15 protein-coding genes, 1 tRNA gene and 1 pseudogene are annotated in these 20,039 nt (G+C 70.7%); 7 read left to right on the top strand and 10 right to left on the bottom strand.

The window, feature by feature from the left end; translation table 11 throughout:
- Positions 1 to 313 precede the first annotated feature (313 nt).
- The 5 genes from PWG71_RS01065 to PWG71_RS01045 all read right to left on the bottom strand — a co-directional run bounded on the left by PWG71_RS01065 (position 314) and on the right by PWG71_RS01045 (position 5,901).
- Positions 314 to 1,486 (bottom strand): C40 family peptidase, encoded by a 1,173-nt coding sequence (locus PWG71_RS01065; protein ID WP_446724956.1) that lies wholly within the window; start codon positions 1,484 to 1,486, stop codon positions 314 to 316.
- Between the two features lie 149 nt (positions 1,487 to 1,635).
- The gene (locus PWG71_RS01060; protein ID WP_274807543.1) at positions 1,636 to 3,291 is read right to left on the bottom strand and encodes a bifunctional 3'-5' exonuclease/DNA polymerase; all 1,656 of its coding nucleotides are present in this window, start codon (positions 3,289 to 3,291) and stop codon (positions 1,636 to 1,638) included.
- 61 nt (positions 3,292 to 3,352) lie between these two features.
- On the bottom strand, positions 3,353 to 4,270 hold the full coding sequence (locus PWG71_RS01055) for a 2-hydroxyacid dehydrogenase (protein WP_274807542.1): 918 nt from the start codon (positions 4,268 to 4,270) through the stop codon (positions 3,353 to 3,355).
- A gap of 46 nt (positions 4,271 to 4,316) precedes the next feature.
- Complete coding sequence (locus PWG71_RS01050) at positions 4,317 to 5,159, bottom strand: TrmH family RNA methyltransferase (protein WP_274807541.1); 843 nt, start codon at positions 5,157 to 5,159, stop codon at positions 4,317 to 4,319.
- Positions 5,160 to 5,229: 70 nt separating this feature from the next.
- Positions 5,230 to 5,901, bottom strand: coding sequence for a hypothetical protein (locus PWG71_RS01045; protein WP_274807540.1), 672 nt, complete (start codon positions 5,899 to 5,901; stop codon positions 5,230 to 5,232).
- 483 nt (positions 5,902 to 6,384) lie between these two features.
- Here PWG71_RS01045 and PWG71_RS01040 point away from each other — a divergent pair, with 483 nt between their 5' ends.
- The 6 genes from PWG71_RS01040 to PWG71_RS01015 all read left to right on the top strand — a co-directional run bounded on the left by PWG71_RS01040 (position 6,385) and on the right by PWG71_RS01015 (position 13,879).
- Entirely contained in the window at positions 6,385 to 8,127 is a 1,743-nt protein-coding gene (locus PWG71_RS01040; protein WP_274807539.1) for a substrate-binding domain-containing protein, read from the top strand.
- Between the two features lie 414 nt (positions 8,128 to 8,541).
- The gene (locus tag PWG71_RS01035) at positions 8,542 to 10,296 is read left to right on the top strand and encodes a substrate-binding and VWA domain-containing protein (RefSeq protein WP_274807538.1); all 1,755 of its coding nucleotides are present in this window, start codon (positions 8,542 to 8,544) and stop codon (positions 10,294 to 10,296) included.
- Between the two features lie 210 nt (positions 10,297 to 10,506).
- Positions 10,507 to 11,115: a hypothetical protein gene (locus PWG71_RS01030; protein ID WP_274807537.1), complete on the top strand. Its 609-nt coding sequence runs from the start codon at positions 10,507 to 10,509 to the stop codon at positions 11,113 to 11,115.
- Between the two features lie 100 nt (positions 11,116 to 11,215).
- Positions 11,216 to 13,018, top strand: coding sequence for a DUF2510 domain-containing protein (locus PWG71_RS01025; RefSeq protein WP_274807536.1), 1,803 nt, complete (start codon positions 11,216 to 11,218; stop codon positions 13,016 to 13,018).
- A 79-nt stretch (positions 13,019 to 13,097) separates the two neighbouring features.
- Positions 13,098 to 13,736 carry an oligoribonuclease gene (gene orn, locus PWG71_RS01020; RefSeq protein ID WP_274807535.1) on the top strand — a complete coding sequence of 213 codons (639 nt, stop codon included), beginning with the start codon at positions 13,098 to 13,100 and terminating at the stop codon, positions 13,734 to 13,736.
- Between the two features lie 67 nt (positions 13,737 to 13,803).
- Positions 13,804 to 13,879: transfer RNA gene (locus PWG71_RS01015), tRNA-His, on the top strand.
- 244 nt (positions 13,880 to 14,123) lie between these two features.
- On the opposite strand, the gene PWG71_RS01010 is transcribed toward PWG71_RS01015, so the two are convergent.
- On the bottom strand, positions 14,124 to 16,226 hold the full coding sequence (locus PWG71_RS01010) for a glycosyltransferase (RefSeq protein WP_274807534.1): 2,103 nt from the start codon (positions 16,224 to 16,226) through the stop codon (positions 14,124 to 14,126).
- A gap of 64 nt (positions 16,227 to 16,290) precedes the next feature.
- Complete coding sequence (locus PWG71_RS01005) at positions 16,291 to 17,397, bottom strand: hypothetical protein (RefSeq protein WP_274807533.1); 1,107 nt, start codon at positions 17,395 to 17,397, stop codon at positions 16,291 to 16,293.
- 320 nt (positions 17,398 to 17,717) lie between these two features.
- Between PWG71_RS01005 and PWG71_RS01000 the strand changes: the two genes are divergently transcribed.
- Complete coding sequence (locus PWG71_RS01000) at positions 17,718 to 18,170, top strand: SRPBCC family protein (RefSeq protein ID WP_274807532.1); 453 nt, start codon at positions 17,718 to 17,720, stop codon at positions 18,168 to 18,170.
- A 334-nt stretch (positions 18,171 to 18,504) separates the two neighbouring features.
- On the opposite strand, the gene PWG71_RS00995 is transcribed toward PWG71_RS01000, so the two are convergent.
- From PWG71_RS00995 to PWG71_RS00985, 3 genes and pseudogenes are all read right to left on the bottom strand, one after another.
- Positions 18,505 to 18,975 carry a hypothetical protein gene (locus tag PWG71_RS00995; RefSeq protein ID WP_274807531.1) on the bottom strand — a complete coding sequence of 157 codons (471 nt, stop codon included), beginning with the start codon at positions 18,973 to 18,975 and terminating at the stop codon, positions 18,505 to 18,507.
- Between the two features lie 145 nt (positions 18,976 to 19,120).
- Positions 19,121 to 19,360: pseudogene (locus PWG71_RS00990) on the bottom strand (hypothetical protein); the annotation flags it as partial.
- Positions 19,361 to 19,593: 233 nt separating this feature from the next.
- The gene (locus tag PWG71_RS00985; RefSeq protein ID WP_274807530.1) at positions 19,594 to 19,998 is read right to left on the bottom strand and encodes an immunity protein YezG family protein; all 405 of its coding nucleotides are present in this window, start codon (positions 19,996 to 19,998) and stop codon (positions 19,594 to 19,596) included.
- Between the last annotated feature and the right edge of the window lie 41 nt (positions 19,999 to 20,039).

Below are 20,039 nucleotides of genomic sequence, written 5' to 3'. Positions count from 1 at the left end.
TCTCCCCCTCCCTCAGCGGCTCCCTGTCTCCCCCTCCTGACCGAGGCCTGTCCTTCCCCTCCCGGCCGGGTCCTTCGGACAAGGAGACATGTAGGCCGTGGTGCCGCCGACGCGGTGGCACCACGGCCCACTGCTTTCTCCCACCCCCGCGCACGCGTAGGCCCCGCCCGGAACGTGTCCGGGCGGGGCCGTGCTTCGCGCTCCGCCGCCGAGGATCGCCCGCACCGGGCGACCCGCGGCCGAGGGCCCTTCGTCCACTCCGCCGGCTCCAGGGGCCCCGTGGGCGCCCTCGCGGGGACGAGGGGCACGGGGATCAGGTCTGGACGCGCACGGCGCCCGCGTAGTTGGCGGTCCGTACCGGGGTGACGCGCACGTCGAGACCGGTACGCGGCGCCTCCAGCATCATCCCGTCGCCGAGGTAGATCGCCACGTGCGAGATGTAGTCGGGCGCGGTGGGGTCCGACCGCCAGAACAGCAGGTCGCCGCGGCGCAGGTCGTCGAACTCGATGCGCTCGCCCGCGTTCCACTGGTCGTGGGTGACGCGCGGGATGCTCACGCCCGCCTTCCGGAAGGCCCACTGGAGCAGACCCGAGCAGTCGAACCCGACCCCCGGGGTGGTACCGCCCCAGACGTAGGGAACGCCGAGCTGCGACTCGGCGTTGGCGATGACCTGCTCGATCACCGACGACGGCACGCTGTCGCCGCTCACCGACGGTTCGGGGGCGTCGGTCACCAGTTGGACGGAGACCTCCTCGCCCAGGACCGCGCCGAGTTCCTCGTACAGTTCCCACAGGTCGGCGTCGGGGGCCGAGACGACGAGGGCGTTGCCCTCGGGCACGCCCAGCGCGGCGGCGGTCTCCCGGGAGATCAGGGCGTCGATGCCGGCGATGCCGGAGGTGGCGTGCGTCCACACTTCCAGGGGCACCTCGCCACGACCGCCGGTCACGGTGATATCGCCGCCGACCTCCAGCTCGCGTTCGGTGCCGACGTCCTTGGAGAGCGCGATGCGCCCCTCGGCGACGCCCTGCCAGACGTCGTCGGACTCGGCGGAGGGCTTCGGGGCGTGGTTGCGGAAGGTGGAGGGGTCCACGCCCAGGACGGAGGTGGCCTGGTCGTCGACCAGGACCCGGGCGGCGTCCACGGTGAGGACGTGCTCCACGTCCCCGATCTCGCGAACGGCGTCGACGGCGTCGGCGGGAAGGGTGTCGGGGGCGACCACGAAGTACTCGATGCTCCGCGCCTCGCGGAAGGGGGCGACGTAGGCGTCGCGGCGCAGGTCCTCGGGGTCGGCGACCTCGGGGGAGGCGGTGGCGGAGGGGGTCGCCCCGACCCGCGGGTCGGCTCCGCTGGGCGCGTCGGGGGCGAACTGTTCACTGACGGGGGGTCTGTCCTCGACGACGGGATCGGCCATGGCCGGTGTCGCCCCGAACGCGGTGAAGGCGGCCACCAGGACCGCCGTGGTGCAAGCAGATCTACGGCTCCGCACGGGGATGTCCGCCCTTTCTCTGAACCACCCGGGGTAGGGGGGACCCCTACGGCGCGCGCTCCTCCGTTGACGTTCCGAATCCAAGAATGGGCGGACCCGGTCGCCTTTGCAAGAAGCCCACGCCGTCCGTTTTCCGGAGGGTTGGGGGGTCATGGGGGTGGGGTGGTGCCTTCGTAGCCCTCTGTAACACTGACGGCCAGGGGGAATCGTACCGGAGTGTCCCCGAACAGAACAGTGCTCGCCCGCTCCCGTGCGACATCGATCGCGTGAACGGCCTCCTCGGCGCGTTCACGGGGCACGTGCAGGACCACCTCGTCGTGCACGAAGAACACGACCGCCCCGGGCATCAGCAGACGCAGCGACGCCAACAGCACCAGCGCCCACTCGGCCGCCCCGGACTGCACGACGAAGTTGCGGGTGAACCGGCCGTGCGCCCGACGGTGGCGGTCGCCGTCGGGCCCGGAGGTCCGCCGCTCCCACCCGACGGGCGAGGGCGAGGTGCGCCCCAGCCAGGAGCGGACCCGGCCGCCCTCCTCGCCCGTGCGGGCCGCGGCGTCCACGTACTCCAGGGCCCGGGGGTAATGGCGGCGCAGCAGTGCCAACAGCGGTGCCGCGTCTCCACCGGTCTGGCCGTACATCGCGGCCAGCAGCCCGATCTTGGCACGCTCGCGGTCGCCGGCGGTGTGCACGGCCAGGCGGGCGTACAGGTCGTCCTCGGCGGCCGCGTCGGCCAGGGCGGTGTCCCCGGAGACCGCCGCCAGGATGCGCGGTTCGAGTTGTCCGGCGTCGGCGCGGATCAGCACCCACCCGGGGTCGGCCCGGACGGCGCCGCGCACCGCCTTGGGGATCTGGAGGGCGCCACCGCCCCGGGTGGCCCAGCGCCCGGAGACGACCCCGCCCACGACGTAGTCGGGTCGGAACCGGCCCGACCGCCGCCCGTCGGGGCCCCGGCGCTCGTCGACCCAGGTCTCCAGCCAGGCCCATCCGTTGGCGGAGTGCAGACGCGACAGTTCCTTGTAGCGCAACAGGAGCGGGATCACCGGGTGGTCGATCCGCTCCAGCACCCAGGCCCGGGTGGAGTCGACGGGGTGGCCGATCCACGCCATCGCCTTGAGCACCTGCGCCGGGGAATCGGGGTTGACCTCGCGGCCGACCGCCTCGCCGATCCGGGTGGCGAGATCGGCCAGGACCGGCGGTCGACGACCCGCGGGCGGGCGCGGCCCCAGCAGACCGGTGAGGATGCGGTCGTGCAGATCCGGCCGCCAGGGCAGCCCGTCGTGGCTCATCTCCACGGCGGCCAGCGCGCCCGCCGACTCCACCGCCGCGAGCAGGGACATCCCGCCCGGCAGCTCCGCGAGTCGACGCGACTGCTCGGCGTGGACCTCCACCAGGGCGTCCAACCGGTCGGTGCCCGGCGGCAGGGTGGAGCGGTCGGCCTCGAACAGCGCGGGTTGGGCCGCCACCCCCTCCCCCGCGGGTTCGAGGGGATCGTCGGGCACGGGCCGGCCGTGCGCCCGAGCCCAGGCCGCGCCGAGGGAGCGGGGCTCACCGTGGCGCCCCGCGTGTCCGAGCAGGAGCGCCTCGACGAGCGCGGCGTCGTGACAGCGTTCGACCCGCACCCCGGCGCGCACCAGCTCGGGGTGGACGTCGCGGGTGTCGGCCCACACCCAGCGGGGCCGGTCGGCTTCGGCCTCACCGGCGCGGACGGCCGCGGCGAGATCGTCGACCCGTCGGGCGGGGGACTCCCCGTCGAGCGGGCGCAGCCACCCTCCGCCCTCGCCGTCGGCGACCACCGCGATCCTCATACGGTCATTCTCATCACCGATACCGACATTCCGGACGTCCGATCCGGCCCGGTCGCCCGGGTCAGTGTCCGGGGCGGACCACGTTCTCCAGAACCTCCCCCGCCGCCCAACGAGCCAGCTGGGCGTCCATGAACGCGCGGGCCCTGCGGTAGAAGGTCACCGACCCACCGGCCACGTGCGGGGTCACGAACACCCCCGGCGCGTCCCACAACGGGTGACCCACCGGCAACGGCTCGGGATCGGTGACGTCGAGCGCGGCGCGCACCCGACCGTTCTGCGCCAGGAGCGCACCGGTGTCCAACACCGGCCCCCGGGCCACGTTGACCACCAGGGCGTCATCACGCAACAGGGCGAACTCCCGGGCCCCGAACAGGCCCCGGGTGCGCTCGGTCAACGGGGTGATCAGCACGACCACGTCCACCTCGGGCAGCAGGGCGTGGAGCTCCCCCACCCCGTGCACGCCCTCCTCGGGACGGGCCCGGTTCGCCACCCGCACCACCTCGGTCTCGAAGGGCAGCAACCGGTCCTCGATGGCCTTGCCGATGCTCCCGTACCCGACGATCATCACCCGTTGGTCGGCCAGGGAGCGCGACGGCACCGGCGCCCACCGGTGCTCGCGCTGATCGACCGCCCACCGGGGCAGGTCCCGCTGAGCGGCGAGGACGAGCCCCAGCGTGTGCTCGGCGGCGCTGGCGTCGTGCAGTCCACGCCCGTTGCACAGGGTCACGTGCTCGGGCAGCAGCGGCAGCACGTGCTCGTACCCCGCCGAGACCAGCTGGACGACCTCCAGATCGGGCATACGGGCGATCATGTCGAGGCGCTCGTCGACCCCCTGGGTGGAGGGGGCGTAGGGCACCTGGTAGAAGACCACCCCGTCCAGGCCCTCGGGGGCGGGGCCCCCGGTGTAGACGTCCACCGCGAGCGGAGCCGGCGCGTTGCGCCGGTTCTCCTCCCACTGCACGAGTACTCGACCGGGCATGGCTCCTCCTGACGGCGCGGGTGTCCGCCGACACACTATCGACCGGTCAGGTCCCGCCCCGGTGGACGCGCACGCCCGCGCCCCCGCGATGGGTCAGCTCGTAACAGGCGATCGCCGCGGCCGCGGTGACGTTGAGGGAGTCGACGTCGCGGCCGGACATGGGGATGTGCACACGGGTGTCGGCCCGCTCCAGCCAGCGCGCGGAGAGCCCGTCGCCCTCGGTCCCCAGCAGCAGGCCCACGCCCGTGTCCGGGTCGACGGCGGACATCGCCTCCCGCAGCGGACGGGAGTCCTCGCCGGGGGTGAGCGCCATGAGGTGGAATCCGGCCTCGCGCAGTTCGTCCAGCCCCCCGTACCAGTCGTCGAGCCGGGTGTAGGGCAGCGTGAACACGGCGCCCATGGACACCTTGACCGATCGCCGGTACAGCGGGTCGGCGCACCGCGGGGCCAGGACGACGGCGTCCACGCCCAGTCCGGCGGCGCTGCGGAAGATCGCCCCGACGTTGGTGTGGTCCACCAGGTCCTCCAGGACGACGATGCCCCGCGCCCCGGCCAGGACCTCATCGAGGGAGGGCAGCGGCCCGCGGTGGAAGGCGGCCAGGGCGCCCCGGTGCAGGTCGAAGCCGACGAGGCGCTCGGCGGTCTCCTCCTCCACCAGGTACAGGGGCGCGTCGACGTCGAGGTCGGCGAGCACCTCGGCGCGCCGTCGGGTGAGGAGGAGGCTGCGCGGCGCGTAGCCGGCGGCCGCGGCCCGGCGGATGACCTTCTCCCCCTCGGCCATGAACAACCCGTGCTCGGCCTCCAGGTGGCGGCGCAGGTTCACGTCCCGTAGACGGGTGTAGTCGGCGAGCCTGGGGTCGGCGGGGTCGTCGATCTCGATGACGTGCATGGTCGACGATTATCCCCGGTCACGACCGTGCCCGGCACGGGGCCGGGCACGGTCGGACGATCGGTAGGCGCTACATGATCCGGTCGGTGAGGGGGCGCAGCCGCTGCCAGCGGGCCTCCTCGCAGGAACCCTTGCGGTTGAGGGTCGTCTCGATCTCGTGGCCCTCCCAGACGCCCACGATGACGGCCTCCTGGGGGCCGTACACCTTGTCGGTGCACACCGTGCCCTGGCTGACCTCGGTGAACAACGCCTCGCTGCCGGGCAGGGCGGCGGTCGTGGGTTCGACGGTGATCCCGGCGATCTCCTCGGGGGTCTCCTCGTCGGAGCCCTCCTCCTCCGCTCCCTCTTCCCTGTCCTCACCGGCGCTGGGGTGCTCGGCGCTGCCGCCGGGCTCGCCTTGGAACTCCGCGGCGATGGCGGCCAGGTCGGCGCAGGCCGGCGGGTCCGACTCCGCGTCGCCTTCGCACACCAGGGTCTGCACCCAGGCCCGGTCCCGGTCGCTGACCTGGATCTCCAGCACGCCGATCGGGCCTCGCGGGGCGCTCGCCCCGTCGCCCTCGGCCTCGACCTCCAGACCGGCCAGGTCGGGGCTGAGCGCGGTGGCGGCCTGCACGTCCTGTTGCGGCGGCAGCATCGACGGGCCGACGATCACCCCATAGGCGACCGCGCCGGCGCAACAGGCACCGGCGAGCAGACCGGTGCCGAGTGATCCTCGGCGCCGTTGATCACGAGCATGGGACATGCGAGAACCCTCGGGGGTCGTCGGTCACAGGAAGGTCCGCCGCGTTCGTCGGCACCCGGGGGGAGCGTGTGCACGGGTGGACTCCAGGGGCGGTGCCCCAGCCTAACGGGAAGACGGTGATGCTCCTCGGTGAGCACCGTAACAAAGAGATCACCCACTCCGGTCGGAGGGCCACGTGTCGGTCGCGGGTCGCGGGGCCGGTCGGAGAGCGTTCCGCACGCTCCCGGTGGCCCTTCCGTTCCCGCGTTACCAACGAGTAAGGTCCAAGTGACGATGGCGGAGAGTGGCTCAGGTCATATGGGGTCGTAGGGTGGACGTCCTTTCGCCCTCTATGACGTCACCGGGCGCGCGGTGGTTCACCCTCCCCCGTTCGGGGTGCCCGGCGGCGCACCCCATGTCACCGTCCCCATGTCCGCGCCGACTCCCCGCGCACCCCGCCCACCCCCCGCGGGGACCGGCCGCAGCAACGCCCCCGGAGTGCCCGTGTCCACTGGACGCCATCGACTTCCCTCACCGACCGTCACGACGACCCGCCGGCTGGCCCGGTCCCCCCTGGGGATCAGCGCGGTCGTCGTCGCGCTGGTCGTGGCGGCCGCGATCGCCGTTCCGGTCGGGATCGGCATGCTCGGTTGTGACGAGACCCGCTACCTGCGGGTGTCGGCCACCCAGAGCCTGGCCCCGGTCCTGCGCGAGGCGGCGACCGAGTTCAACTCCGAGCGCCCCTCCTACAACGGGGACTGCGTGTACGCACAGGTGGACGAGATCGCGCCGCACCGCATCATGGCCGCCCTCGCCGGCGGATCGGGGACGGACTCCACCATCACGCCGCACGTGTGGGTGCCCGAGTCCTCCGCCTGGGTCGAGCTGACCCGCATGTCCGCGGGCGGCACCCACGGCATCGAGACCGCCCCGCCGTCGCTGGCCGCCTCCCCCGTGGTCCTGGCCGCGCCGGAGGACACCGAGGGCATGCCCGACCCCGACGACACCGACTGGACCCTGGTACTGCCCGGCGAACGCGATCCGCAGCGGCCGCTGGTCATGGTCGACCCCAACCGCGGGGCCGACGGCATGACGGTGATGCACGCGGTCCGCCGGCACCTGGGCTCGGGGGACGCCGCCGACACCGCCATGACCGACTTCGTCCGCGACGTGCAGACGGACAGCGCCTTCGGCGAGATCGACCTGGCCACCTTCTTCACCGGGGCCACCCTGAGCGGGGACCGGCCGGCGCCGGTCATCGTGGTCCCCGAGCAGGCCGTGGTGTCCTACAACGCCGCGCGGCCCGGGACAGCGCCGTTGTTGCGGGCCCATTACCCCGAGGAGGGGACCGTCTCCCTCGACCACCCCTACGTCACCACCACCGACGACCCCTCCCTGCGCTCGGCCGCCGCGGATCTGTACGAGGTGCTGCGCGACGACGCGTACCGCGACCGGATGCGGGAGCTGGGCTTTCGCGATCCGGGCGGGACGGCCTCGGCCGCGCTGTCGGCGCGGCCCGGCATCATCGCCGACGACCCCGTCGTGCACGGGGACCTGACCGGCGACGCGCTGCTGGCCTCGGTCACCGACTGGAACCGTCTGTCGATGCCCAGCCGCACGCTGGTCCTGGCCGACGTCTCGGCGAACATGGCCGAGGACCTCGACGGCGAGGACGGCCCGACCCGGATGGAGGCCGCCAAGCGCGCCGCGCTGATGGGGCTGGCCCTGTTCCCCGACGCCACGGACATGGGTCTGTGGCTGATATCGGAGGACCACGGGGAGAGCGGCCGCGAGGAGGCCGCCGACATGCACCGGCTGGGCGACGCCGAGTCGGGTGAGGAGAACACCCGACGTCAGGAGCTCATCGAGGTCGCCGAGACCATCGACGTGCACGGCGGCGGCTCCCGGCTCTACGACAACATCCTGTCCGCCTACGACGAGGTCCAGGCCGTCTACGACGAGGAGAAGATCAACAGCGTCATCCTGTTGACCGCCGGTCGGGACGAGGGGTCCAGCGACCTGTCGCACGGGGAGCTGGTGGCGGCCCTCCAGGACCGGTTCGACCCGAATCGGCCGGTGAGCCTGTTCATCATCGCCTTCGGTGAGCAGGCCGACCGGGAGGAACTGCGCGACATCGCGGCCGCCACCAGCGGTTCGCTGTTCGTGACCGACGATCCCGACGAGATCGGCGACATCTTCCTCAGTTCGATCTCGCGGCGGTTGTGCGTGCCCGACTGCGACAACTGAGGTCGGGTGCGGCCGGAGGATCCGTCCTCGTCCCGGTCCGCACCGCGCTCGGGGTCAGGGGCCGAGGAGACCCGGAAGCGTCTCGATTCGATATCGGAATCGATTTTCGGTCGGACCGCTTCTCCGAGTGCGCCGCTCCCGACCAGGACCGGATCTCCCAAGGTGAAGGGCGATGCACAGGGGTGCGGGACGGATCACGTCCGCCCCGGGCCCGACCGCTCCGGTCCGGGCGGGCCCCACCCGCTCCGACCGGTTGAGTACCGTTCCCACCAGTAACACACCTATGACCGATCCGCCGACCCTTCGGCGCCGGTCCACCGATCCGCCCGTATCGTCCACCTACGGGCCCCTCCTGAACGCCGTCATCCCCCTTGTACGACATTCGTCCGTACACACCACCCCGTGAGGAAAGCTGTGGGACGTCACCGCGGAAGATACGCAGAAGAACCCTCCGGTCGCTCCAGGCGCCGTCGCGGCCGCGGCGGAGCCTTCGCCGCCCTGGCCGCGGCCCTCGTGATCGTGGTCGGCCTGGCGGGCGTGGGCGTGTACATGTTCGGCAACTCCGACGGGTGCGGCGGTTCCGACATCCAGCTGGACGTGGCCGTCAGTCCGGAACTGGCTCCCGCCGTCGACGCGGTCGCACGGGACTTCAACCTCACCGAGACCGCCGTCGACGGCCGTTGCGTGCACGTCGAGGTCCGCCAGGTCGACTCCGCCAACGTCGCCTTCGGCATCACCGGCGCGGGCGCCACCATGGGCGACACCGACTCCGACGTGTGGATCCCCGACTCCTCGGTGTGGCCGCGCCTGGTCCAGAGCCAGTCCGGCGACGCCGTCATCACCGACACCGGCACCTCCGTGGCCCGCACCCCGCTGGTCGTCACCGAACTCGCCGCATACGCCGCCGAGGGCGACGAACCCACCACCTGGATGGACGTCGTGCCCACCACCGCTCCCGGTGAGCAGGCCGAGCACACCGTCCGGGTCGTCGACCCGGCGCGCAGCTCCACCGGGCTGGGCACCCTCTACCTGCTGCACGGCGCCCTGAAGGAGGCCAGCCCCGACAACGACACCTTCAACGCCACCATGACCGCAGCCCTTCAGGCGCTGCACCGCGGGGCCTCCGCCGACGAGGAGGCGGCCTTCCTGGCGCTCAGCGGCGGCGGCGAGGAGGCCCCGCCCATCATGGTGATGTCGGAGCAGGCCGCCTGGCGCTACAACACCGCCCACGGCGACACCTCCGTCCGGGTCGACTACCTCGAAGACGGCACCTATTACCTGGACTACCCCTACATCGTCCGCACGGAGGACGGCGAGATCACCCGGGCCGCCGAGGCGTTCCGCACCGCGATCCGCTCGGACGAGGCGCGGGAGCACATCCTCGCCGAGGGTTTCCGCGGCCCCGACGACGAGGTGGACACGTCCCTGCTGGCCGCCGAACACGGGTTCCAGGAGACCGCCCCCGAGGAACTGCCCGCCCCCTCCGAAGGTTCCATCACCGACCTGACCCTCACCTGGAACCAGATGAAGATGGACTCGCGCGTGCTCGCGATCGTCGACGTCTCCGGGTCGATGCTGGCCGAGGTCCCGGGCACCGGGATGACCCGCATGCAGGTGACCGGCGCCGCCGCCACCCAGGGTCTGGAGATGTTCTCGCCCAGCTCCGAGCTGGGTCTGTGGAAGTTCTCCACCGACGTCAACAACAACCTGCACTACCAGGAGGTCGCGCCGGTCCGCGAACTCCAGGCCGCCGCCGACGACGGCACCGAGCAGCGCGAGATCCTGGCCGGGTCGCTGGCCGCGCTCCAGCCGCTGCCCCAGGGCGACACCGCGCTGTACGAGACCTACCTGGCCGCCTACCAGGAGATGTCGCGGACCTATCGGCCCGACCGCAACAACGTCATCCTCATGCTCACCGACGGGGACAACGACAACCCCGGCGGCATGGAGCTGGACGAGCTGCTGTCGCAGATCGACGCCATCGCCAGCCCGGCCCGACCGATCCCGATCATCACCATCGCGTTCGGTCCCGACGTGCAGAACCTGGAGCCGCTCCAGCAGATCGCGGCGGCCACGGGCGGTGCCGCGTACATGACCGAGGACCCCACGGAGATCGGTGACATCTTCATCCGGGCGTTCTCCCTGCGCATCTCCGACCCGGAGGAGTGAGTCCGGCCGGACGAGCGCCCGTGGGGGCGGGGACCGCACACGGTCCCCGCCCCCACGGCGTTCCCGGGATCCCGGGGGAAGCGACGGCGGTCCCCGTCGTGGAACCGGAGGTGACAAGACCCTGTCCCTGAAGGGAAGCACTATGGACTTCTCGACCGGGTTGGCGTACCCAGAGAGGACCCGGACGCGAAGAACCGTAAGGGGAATGCCATGGCGAACGCGTGGATGCCCGAGGCCGAACGGATCGACGGCGGCGACGCGCACGCGTCACGCGGGATCGGTGCACCACGCGCCGTGTGGACGGTGACGGGCGCGGACCCGGACGCGTGGTCCGCGCGGGAGGAAGCCGTCCGGCTGATCGCCGAGGGACGGACGGTGCACCTGGTGTGGAACCCCTCGTCCGGGCGGATCGCGCAGATCCTGCCGGCGACCCGGCGCGGGACCCCGACGGTGGGCGCCACCCACGTGTACGGGAGTCACGTCGACCACGGTGACGAGGGGCGGGTGTGCCTGGTCGTCGCGGTCGTCGGCCACACCGGGGAGCCGTTCACCGAGGGACCGATGCGCGGTCTGGCGGCCGTCCTGGACTGGCTCGACTCCTGGGGGGTTCGACGCGATTGGCCGGCGGGGCCCCCGGGAGTCGACCTTCCCATCGAGGTGCGGGCGCGGGAATGGGCCCGGGGCGGGCACTTCGGCCACGACCAGGTACCGGGTTCGACCGATCCCGGCCCGGGACGTCTGGACACCGTCCCGCTGCTGGCCACAGGCGGCCACCGGAGGGATCGACACCCGGAACTCGCACCCTCCGCCACCGTCTGACCACCCTCCGGATCCATGCGGCGGAGGCGGGCCCGCGCGAAACCCATGAAGGGGGTTCCGCTGGTCGAGCACAGTTCCGAAACCCCTTAGTCTGACCCCCATGGGTGGATCTATCGAGCCGGGTTGGTACGCGGACCCGCAGGGCGACGCGCAGACGCTCAGATGGTGGAACGGCGAAGAGTGGACGCGGCACACCCGCTCCCTCGACGAACTCCAAGGTGGGACCGGAGGCTCCGACGACGAGGAGGCCGCCACCACCTACCTCGGCGGGCCCGGAGGCCGCCCGTCCGATGACGACGACGAGCCGGGCACCGTCCGTCTCGGCCCCTCCCCCGGGGCCGACGACGACATGGGCACCATGCGCATCGACCCCTCGTGGGCCCGCGACGCCGCACGGCCGGCCCCGCCCGTGGACGACGAACCGAGCACGGTCCGCATCGGCCCCTCCACCCCCGGCCGGGACCGCACCCCGCCGAACGCCCCGTCGGACGACGATTCCGGCACCGTCCGCATCAACCCCACCTGGGCCTCCCCCTCCGACGAGGAGCCCACCGCCGACCTCAACGACGGTGCCACCGTCCGCGTCTCCCCCGGTTCCGTCCGCCCCCGGGCCGACGTCGACGACGGCGCCACCGTCCGTGTGTCCCCCGGCGACCTCCCAGGTCACGACGATGAGTCCCCCACCGCCGACCTGAGCGGCGACGACATCCCCACCTCCGACCTCACCGACTCCGACCTCGGCCGCGCCCCGGGCACCAAGGTCTTCGACCCGAACGGGGCCGGACAGGCTCCGCGCACCGCCGTCTTCGACCCGGACGAGTTCGGGGAGGCCCCGGGCACCAAGGTCTTCACCCCGGGAGGCGAGGCGGGCGGCACGGCCGTCTTCGACCCCGCCGACCCGATGTTCTCCGGCGGCGCCTCCGACGAGGAGGAGGGGGACGACCGCAAGGGCGGCCGCTTCAACAAGCTCCTGGGCAACATCAAGGAGGGGTGGAGCGACCTCTCCGAGGAGCGCAAGGAGCAGCGCCGCCAGGCCGAGGAGGAGGCCGCCAAGCGCCGCGAGGAAGAGGCGAAGCGTCAGGCGGAGGAAGCGGCCAAGCGGGCCGAAGAGGACCGCAAGCGCGCCGAGGAGGAGTCCAAGCGCCAGGCCGAGGAGGCCGAGCGTCGCGCCGAGGAGGAGCGCAACCGCCCCGCGCCGCCGCCGGAGGCCGCGGCCGCTCCGAACACACCGGACGCGCCCGACGCGCCCGCCCAGGGCACCCCGGCCGTTCCGGGCACTCCCGCGCCGGGTACCCCCGCCCCGGGCGCCCCGTGGACGCCGGGACGTCCCGACCCGGCCCGCCAGGCGCCCCCGCCCTACCCGGCTCCCCACTCCGGCGCCCAGCCCGGCTACCCGCCCAGCGGCCCCCAGCAACGGGGCGCACTCCCGTCGGGCCCGCAGCAGGGGTACCGCCAGGGCCAGCCGCCGCACTCGGGTGGCTACGCCCCGCCGTTCCCGCCCCCGCAGCAGATGAACCGGCCCCCGGCGTACCCGCGGCAGGGTCCCCCCATGCCGCCGCCGCACCCGATGAACCGCCCGCCGCAGGGTCCCCCGCCCGGCTACCCGCCGACCGGCCCCCGCGCCTCGGCCCCGGGCGGCCCGCCCATGCCGGGCGGCCCCCAGCAACCCCCGTGGGGCCCGCCGCCGGCGCACCCGCCGCACCGGCCCTACCCGCAGCAACCCCCGCAGCAGAGGAAGAAGAAAAAGGGCGGCTGCGGTTGCGGCTGCTTCACCTTCCTGCTGATCTTCCTCATCCTCGGGTTCCTGGCCTACCTCCAGTTCTGGGACATCTGGGACTGGATGTGGGCGATCTTCAACGTCGGGGCGCCTCCCGGCGGTTCCGACCCCTTCATCTGGGACTGACGTCCGCGGGGGCGCCCCTCACCGGGGCGCCCCCGCCGCGTGTCCGGGCCCTCACGCGAGAACCCCTAAGCTGACCGTTATGAACGACTGTTTGGTGTGGATCGACTGCGAGATGACGGGCCTCGACTTCGAGAACGACGCGTTGATCGAGGTGGCCTGTCTGATCACCGACGGGGAACTCAACATCCTCGACGAGGGCATCGACGTCGTGATCAAACCCCCGCAGGCCGCACTGGACGCCATGGGCGACTTCGTTCGCGACATGCACACCACCTCCGGCCTTCTCGGAGAACTCGACAAGGGCGTGACCCTGCACGAGGCCGAGGACGCCGTCCTGGAGCACATCCGCCGCTACGTGTCCGAACCCCGCAAGGCCCCGCTGTGCGGCAACTCCATCGCCACCGACCGCACCTTCCTCGCCCGGGACATGAAGCGCATCGACGACTTCCTCCACTACCGGATGGTGGACGTGTCCTCCATCAAGGAGCTCCTGCGCCGCTGGTACCCGCGCGTCTACTACGCGAGCCCGGAGAAGAACGGCGGCCACCGCGCCCTCGCCGACATCACCGAGAGCATCCGTGAGATGCGTTACTACCGCGCCGCCGCGTTCGTCCCCGAACCCGGCCCGAACTCGGCCACGGCCCGCGCCATCGCCGCCGACGTGGTCGCCGGCGGCACCGGTCGCGTGGCGCCACGCGACGACTCCCCGGAAAACTGATCGAAGCACTCTCCCGAGTCCGCTAAGCTTTCATACGTACGCAGGGCCGCGAGGTCCGGCGGACGTGGTGGGTGTAGCTCAGCCGGTAGAGCACTTGGTTGTGGTCCAAGAAGTCGCGGGTTCAAGTCCCGTCACTCACCCCAGAGGCTTAAGCCCCTGACCAGCGGAAACGCAATGTGGTCAGGGGCTTTCGCGTTCCCGGGGATGCACCAGCGGGTGCACGGGGGCAAAAGATCCGCCCGGTGAGTGCGCACCACCCATCCCGTCACTCACCGAGAAGGGACGGGGCCTTCGCCGTTCCCGGAGATGTGGGGGTTCCCCGGGACAGGTCCCCAGGGGCAGGGGGTCCCGGGTGCACTGGGATCCCACCGGCCACACGTTCGACCGCTACCCGCCGTACCCTCGGCTTCCCGACTCGACCTGGCGCTGGTCGCGCTCGTAGGCCGCGCCCGTGTCCGGGTGCAGCAGCTCGCGGTAGGCGCCGGGCGCCTTGGTCGGCGTCCTCACCGAGATCAGTGGCGTACGCCGGCCGTAACCGTGCAGGTCGTCGTAGAGCGCCCACTGGGTCCGGTGCTCGGCCATCGACGCTATCGGCGGCTTCGGCGTCTCCCAGATCCTGCTGGAAGTCCTCTTCGGTGTCTGGGCCTCTATGCCCTGATGGCGTTCCGGGGTCTTGTCGGGGGTGGCGGTCGGCGTCCCGGACTCCCGGGCGGGTTCGGGATCCTCAGCCGTGCGCGATGCGCTCGCGGTGGGCTCGGGAGTAGGCTCCGCAGCGGGTTCGGGGGTGGTTGCCGAGGCCTCGGCAACCCGAGTCGCCCTCTCGGCGGGCTCCGGGGCGGACTGACCGTCCCGGAGGCGGGCCTCGCGCTCCCGTACCGTCTCCGGTCTGCCCAGCGCCTCCCACGCGGAGATCGCGGCGCTGGTCTCCTCGCCGCTCATGCCCGACCTCACCATTTCGAACGGGGAGGCCTCGCGGTGGCCGCGCTGCGCCGACAGATCGTTCAGGATCACCCGTCGGGCCAGCGCGGGATCGGCCCCCGGAACCGACGTTCCGTCGACGGCCGGGGACCACCGCGGCGTCACCCGGGGATCAAGGATCAGGTCCCGCTTGTCCTCGGGGATCCCCCGGAGCAGTTCCTCCTCCGAGGGGACCGCGTTGACCCCCCGGGCGAGCTGCTTGGTGTGGCGGATGTTCCCCACGAGCACATCGTCGACCGCCTGGCCGATACTGGCGGCGGTGTGGTCGAGGGTGTACTCGCTCAGGTGTCCGCGCAGGCGTAGAGCCACCTCGGCGTAGCCGTCGTAGTCGTTGTAGACGTGTTTCAGCCGTGCCGCGATCAGATGGTGCCGCGGTACACCCGTATCTGCGGCTCCCTCACCCATGAGGGACCCGTTGGCACTGCGTGACCCGCTGTCGTCCAGCACGAAGCGGTCCGCGATGTCACGCGGAATCCGGTTCTCATCCCGCAGGAGGGTGGCGAACCCGTTCCCGTACCCCTCGGCCACGATCAGCGGTTTTCCCTGGGCGGCGTACTCGCTGGCCGCCAGACCGTAGGCCTCGCTCTCCGTGGCCATGACCATGACATGGGACTCCCGGATGGACCGCTCCTTCGCCGCCTCGTCACTGGTGAACTCCTCCACCGTCACGAACGAATTCCACCGGCCTTCGCCGAGTTGGCGATCCAGCAGATCGACGAATGCATCCTTCATCTTCGGGTCGATACCGCGCAGGGTGAGGTGCATGTCTTCGAACCCCTGTGTGCGCATGTGGGCCACGGCGAGTGTGACGTCGGCCGCGCCCTTGTTGACGTCGTGCATGCGCCCGAGCATCAGGACGTTGAAGGGCTCTCCCGGCTGCCAGCGCGCGGGGGTGCCCCGGGAGATCTCAACACCGGGCAGGAACTCGTGGCTGGGCGGTAGCGACCGCGCCTGGGACCACTCCGCCGCCAGTTGCCGGGCGTCCACGGCGGACTTGGGGCCGTGCGCCAGGATGAGATCGGAGCCGGCCAGGACCCTGCGGTGGTTCTCGATCCGGTGCTTTTCGAGTTCGGGCAGATCGAGGGTCCTGAAGAACCCCTTGGGGTCCAAGGTGATGACCGTGGACACCTTCGCGTCCGGATAGTAGGCGTCTTTCAGGTGCAGGGCCGCTGGACCGGTGACATCGCCGTATCCGACGATCATGTCGAACGCGCCCGGGTCGGTCGGCAACCCCACCCGCTCCGGGCCCTGTTCGTCCAGGGCGGCCCGGATGATCTTGGAGAACCGGTCCACGAAGTGGCGGGTCTGCTTGATGTCGGCGATGGTCTGCGGGGACAGGAGGGCCTCGTCCAGCTCGACGACGGTCACCCCCTCCCGCTGCTGCTCACAACGGCCGATCGTGACCAGGTGGACATCGTTGCCACGGGCCAGTGCCTCCGACAACTGGCGGTTGAGAACCGCACCCCCGTCATCGAGCCTCCCGGAACTGGCCAGGAAGAGATAGCGCGTCATGCTCCAGCGGCCTCACGTGCGGTCGTTCCGGAAAAGAGAATCTGTTGCGCGATGGGGCGGACCATCACAGGCTGAACAGGCGGGTGTTGATGTCGCTGACCCGGGAGGAGAAGGACTGGGCGTCGTAGCCGATCATGGCCGTGGCCCGACCGGGCACGAACCGGGCCGCAGCCTCGTCGAGGATTTCTGCCACGACGAACACGGTGCTCGGGACCAAGGCCTTCCAGTAGGGCTCACCGTCCCGGTAGGGCTCGACGATCTCCCGCTCGCGCGGCACCCTCGGCAGCGGGGAGTCCTCGAACACCTTCTTGCGGATCTTTGCGTTCTTACTCGTGAAGGAGGAGTCGGAACCTCCGGACAACAACTCATGTCGGGAGTCATTGGAGCCGCGCTCCCACCAGAGCGGGATCTCTTCTCCGGCCAGGACCCGCCGCAGGTTCTCCACCGCCACAACCGTGTCCATACCTATGAACTCGTCTGTGGCGATGACCTGCTCTCGGGACGGGATGTGGTCGGCGGCGCCCTGGGCCACCCGACGCAACCGCTCCAGCCGATCGGCGCCGACCCGCGTGGTGAACGGTTCAGGCGTCGCGGCGGCCCAGGGAACATCACCGGGGTGCGGGGTAGGGCCCTGACCCGTCAACGCGCCACGCAGGTGATCGGCGATCTCGTGCAGGGTCACCGACAACCCCGCCGCCTCCTCGTCGATCACACACGCGGGCCGCCCCGGAGCGAGACGGCGCTCCAGGTCGGTGAGGGCTGTTGCCGCCGCCAGCACCCAGTCGCTGGTGACGATGACACACGACCCCGGCTCGAAGACAACATCCCCGTACATTTCCGGATGGTCCAACAGCACGAATCCGGGGTGTCTGAACTGGCGCCCCTCCTCGAACCGGGTCCACCAGTCCTGGGCGGCCTCGGCCAGAGGAACCGGCCGGTCATCAGGGCCACGGCGTGTCAACAGATGCCGCGTGGGGTCCGAGGGCTCACCTGGGGCCCCGGCCGGGACCTGCGCGTCGGAGGCCAGAACCTCCTCCAGTGCCCGCCACGCCGCCTTGCGCCCCTCCGGCCAAGCGCTCCGCTTGTGCCAATCAGGCTCCAGCCACAGCATCCGCGCGGCAGCGGAATAAACTCGCTCGTACTCCGCTACCACTTCTCCGCCAACCGACATGAAAGGACTCCCCGAAGCATTCACAGGAAACGCATTGAACCGACCCGGACCGAAATCAGGATCCCCCGACCATCCCACACACCGGCCATCGGCGTCGACGACGATATCGAGCACCGCCGACTCATTGGAACGGCACCTGTGAATTCCCGCGTTCCCCCTGGTCAACGCATTCCCCGGTGCGGCTCACGTCCCCTCCGCCCACCACTCCGCAGTCCGAGGGCCCAGATCCCGGGTCGCGGCCTCCTCCGTTCCCCGGATCGACGTAGGGTCGGTGTGCACAGGGTCTGGGGGACACGCGTCCCGGCCGAGGCGGCCCCGGCATGCGGTTCGAGAAGTCCATCCACATCGAGGCGCCCCGGCAGCGCGTCTGGCACGTGCTGACCGACATCGAGGCCTGGCCCCGCGTCATCCGGCTGGTCGAGGTGGTCGAGGTCGTTGCATCCCCGCCGCTCGAGGTCGGCGGGACCGTGCGCCTGCGCGAGCTGCCCGAGGGCCTGTGGGACATCACCGTCTGGGACACCCCCGCCTACTTCGAGTTCGCCCAGAAGGCCGATGGCGCCACGACCGTCGTCTGCCACCGTGTCGACGCCCTGGGCGGGGACCGCTCACACCTGATGCTGAACCTGGAGATGCGCGGGCTGATGGTGGCGGTCATCAGCGTGCTCCCCAAGAAGACCACCCGGACCCACCTGGACCGGCAGGCCGAGGATCTCAAGAACGCCGCCGAAGCCACCCCTTGGATACAGCACTCCTGCGGAAACGGCGCAGGATAGGGCCGATCACGTACCGCTCGGAAGAAGCACCATGATCGACCCGGCGCTCAAGCGCGTCCCGCGGCACCTCTGCGCTGTGAAGGCCCGCCGACCCGCGGAGACCGATTCCCTCGAGTTCGCCCACTGGTCCGAGCAGATCGCCCGGGCCTTGGAAGCGATCGCTCCCCTCCTCCTCTTCGACGCGGACCGACTCAGGGCCGGAGCCGAGGAGGAGACCCCCAGGGCCGGGCCGCCGCGATCCGCCGGCACCACGCCGCCCGGACCGGAACAGACGCCCCCACCCGATCTCCCCCAGGGCTGTTTCATTCTCGGCATGCAGTAACGTTCGCGCTGGTCACGGCAACCCGATCACGTCCAGCGGGCGGGTGAACGCCTCATACGACACCCACCGGATGGCGTCGGGCACCGTGTCCTGACCCAACCGGCCCAAGAACACCAAGGCGAGAGCGCGTAGCGCGGCCAGGTTGTCGAGGCCGTGCCCGCAGCGGACCTTGCAGGCGTCCTCGCCCAACGACACGTCCTTGACGTGGTGCCAGGCCTCGATGTTCCAGTGCCCCCGCACCAGAGCTCCGATCCGGGCCGCGTCGGCCTGCCCGACCTCTAGCGAGGTCACCGCATACGCCACGGTCCACGACACTTCCCCGGTACGCAGCTCCCTGACGTAGCGGCGCACGCGCACCGCCTGGACCACGTGCGGAAAACCGGTGGCCCCGGCCAGGTCGATGACCTTGACGGTACGGGTCTCGGCCCGCCCGTGGCCGCGGGCCCGGGTGGTGCCCAGCGTGGGGGCCTGAACCCAAGGCAACGTCGCTACCTGCTCGAATGGAAGTCAGAGATGTGAGAGTCCCTGATCTTCTAGCGGGCTCCGTTGCTCGTTGGTGGGAGCTTCGACCGGATCGCTATGGGGCTGTGATCAGCACTGATGAGTCACGATCCCGACTTTGAAACAGCCCTGCCTTTGAACGGGTCTTCTCCTCTTGGGCGGAGGCCTTGGTCAAGGCGGCGAGCGTGGTGGCGTCCAGGTGCATCCCGGCCGCGTCGTGATGGGTCCGCACGGTGGTGGAGTCCACGCTGACCAGCGACAGGTCCACCCGGCCCCGCTCGGCCGCCGTCGCGATCGGCCCCTCCAAAAGGGTTTCGAAGACCCCGGCGTCCCGCCACTGACGGAACCGGTTGTGCACGGTGGACCAGGCGTCGTTTCTCGTACTCGGCGGGGGTGCGGGGAGAGGAGAGGGGAAGCTCAATGAGGAGGGTTTTCCCAGCTCACTCGGACGTCAACCCACACATCAAATATCAGTAGCACCAAAGCAGAATAAGGGCTCAAAACTCTACCAGTTAAAGGTCGACCGCTGGTTAGCCCGAAAAGCCCAAAAAAGGGCCAGGAAACCCATGCACGATCACCTCTGGAATGCACCCTGGAACTCTACTCCTCCCGCACTTGACCAATCCGCTCTCGAATCCAATCAGAAATGGCGTCGGGATCCCGGGGAAACTTCTCCAGCTCGAAAGCATAACTACCCGGAGATGCGGGGAGCGGGTGAACCCCCAATTCTTTATCGTAGTAGAAATCGACCTTGAACTTACCAGGCTTCGTTACATTGACCGACATGGCAAGCCACGTCCCCTTGCCCTCCTGGTACATGTCAACCTTGAGATTTTCAGCTTTATTGTCTAGAGAATTTGGATGCCGCTTCCTCACCGTCTCTCCACTTTCAAAGGTCACGAGGTTCTCACTTGCCGAAACGCGCCCGATGTACTCAAACCTGTAGCTCATCGAACTCCAGCCGCGTGGGGCAGCCTGAACAAGATCATGGGCGATCTCGCGCACGAGCTCCTGCTGTCGAATTGGATCCATCGGCTCTCTTTCTT

The organism is Nocardiopsis sp. N85 (genome assembly GCF_028882275.1).
GTDB classification, from domain to species: Bacteria; Actinomycetota; Actinomycetes; order Streptosporangiales; family Streptosporangiaceae; genus Nocardiopsis; species Nocardiopsis lambiniae.
This window is presented reverse-complemented; position numbering and strand designations above follow the sequence as displayed.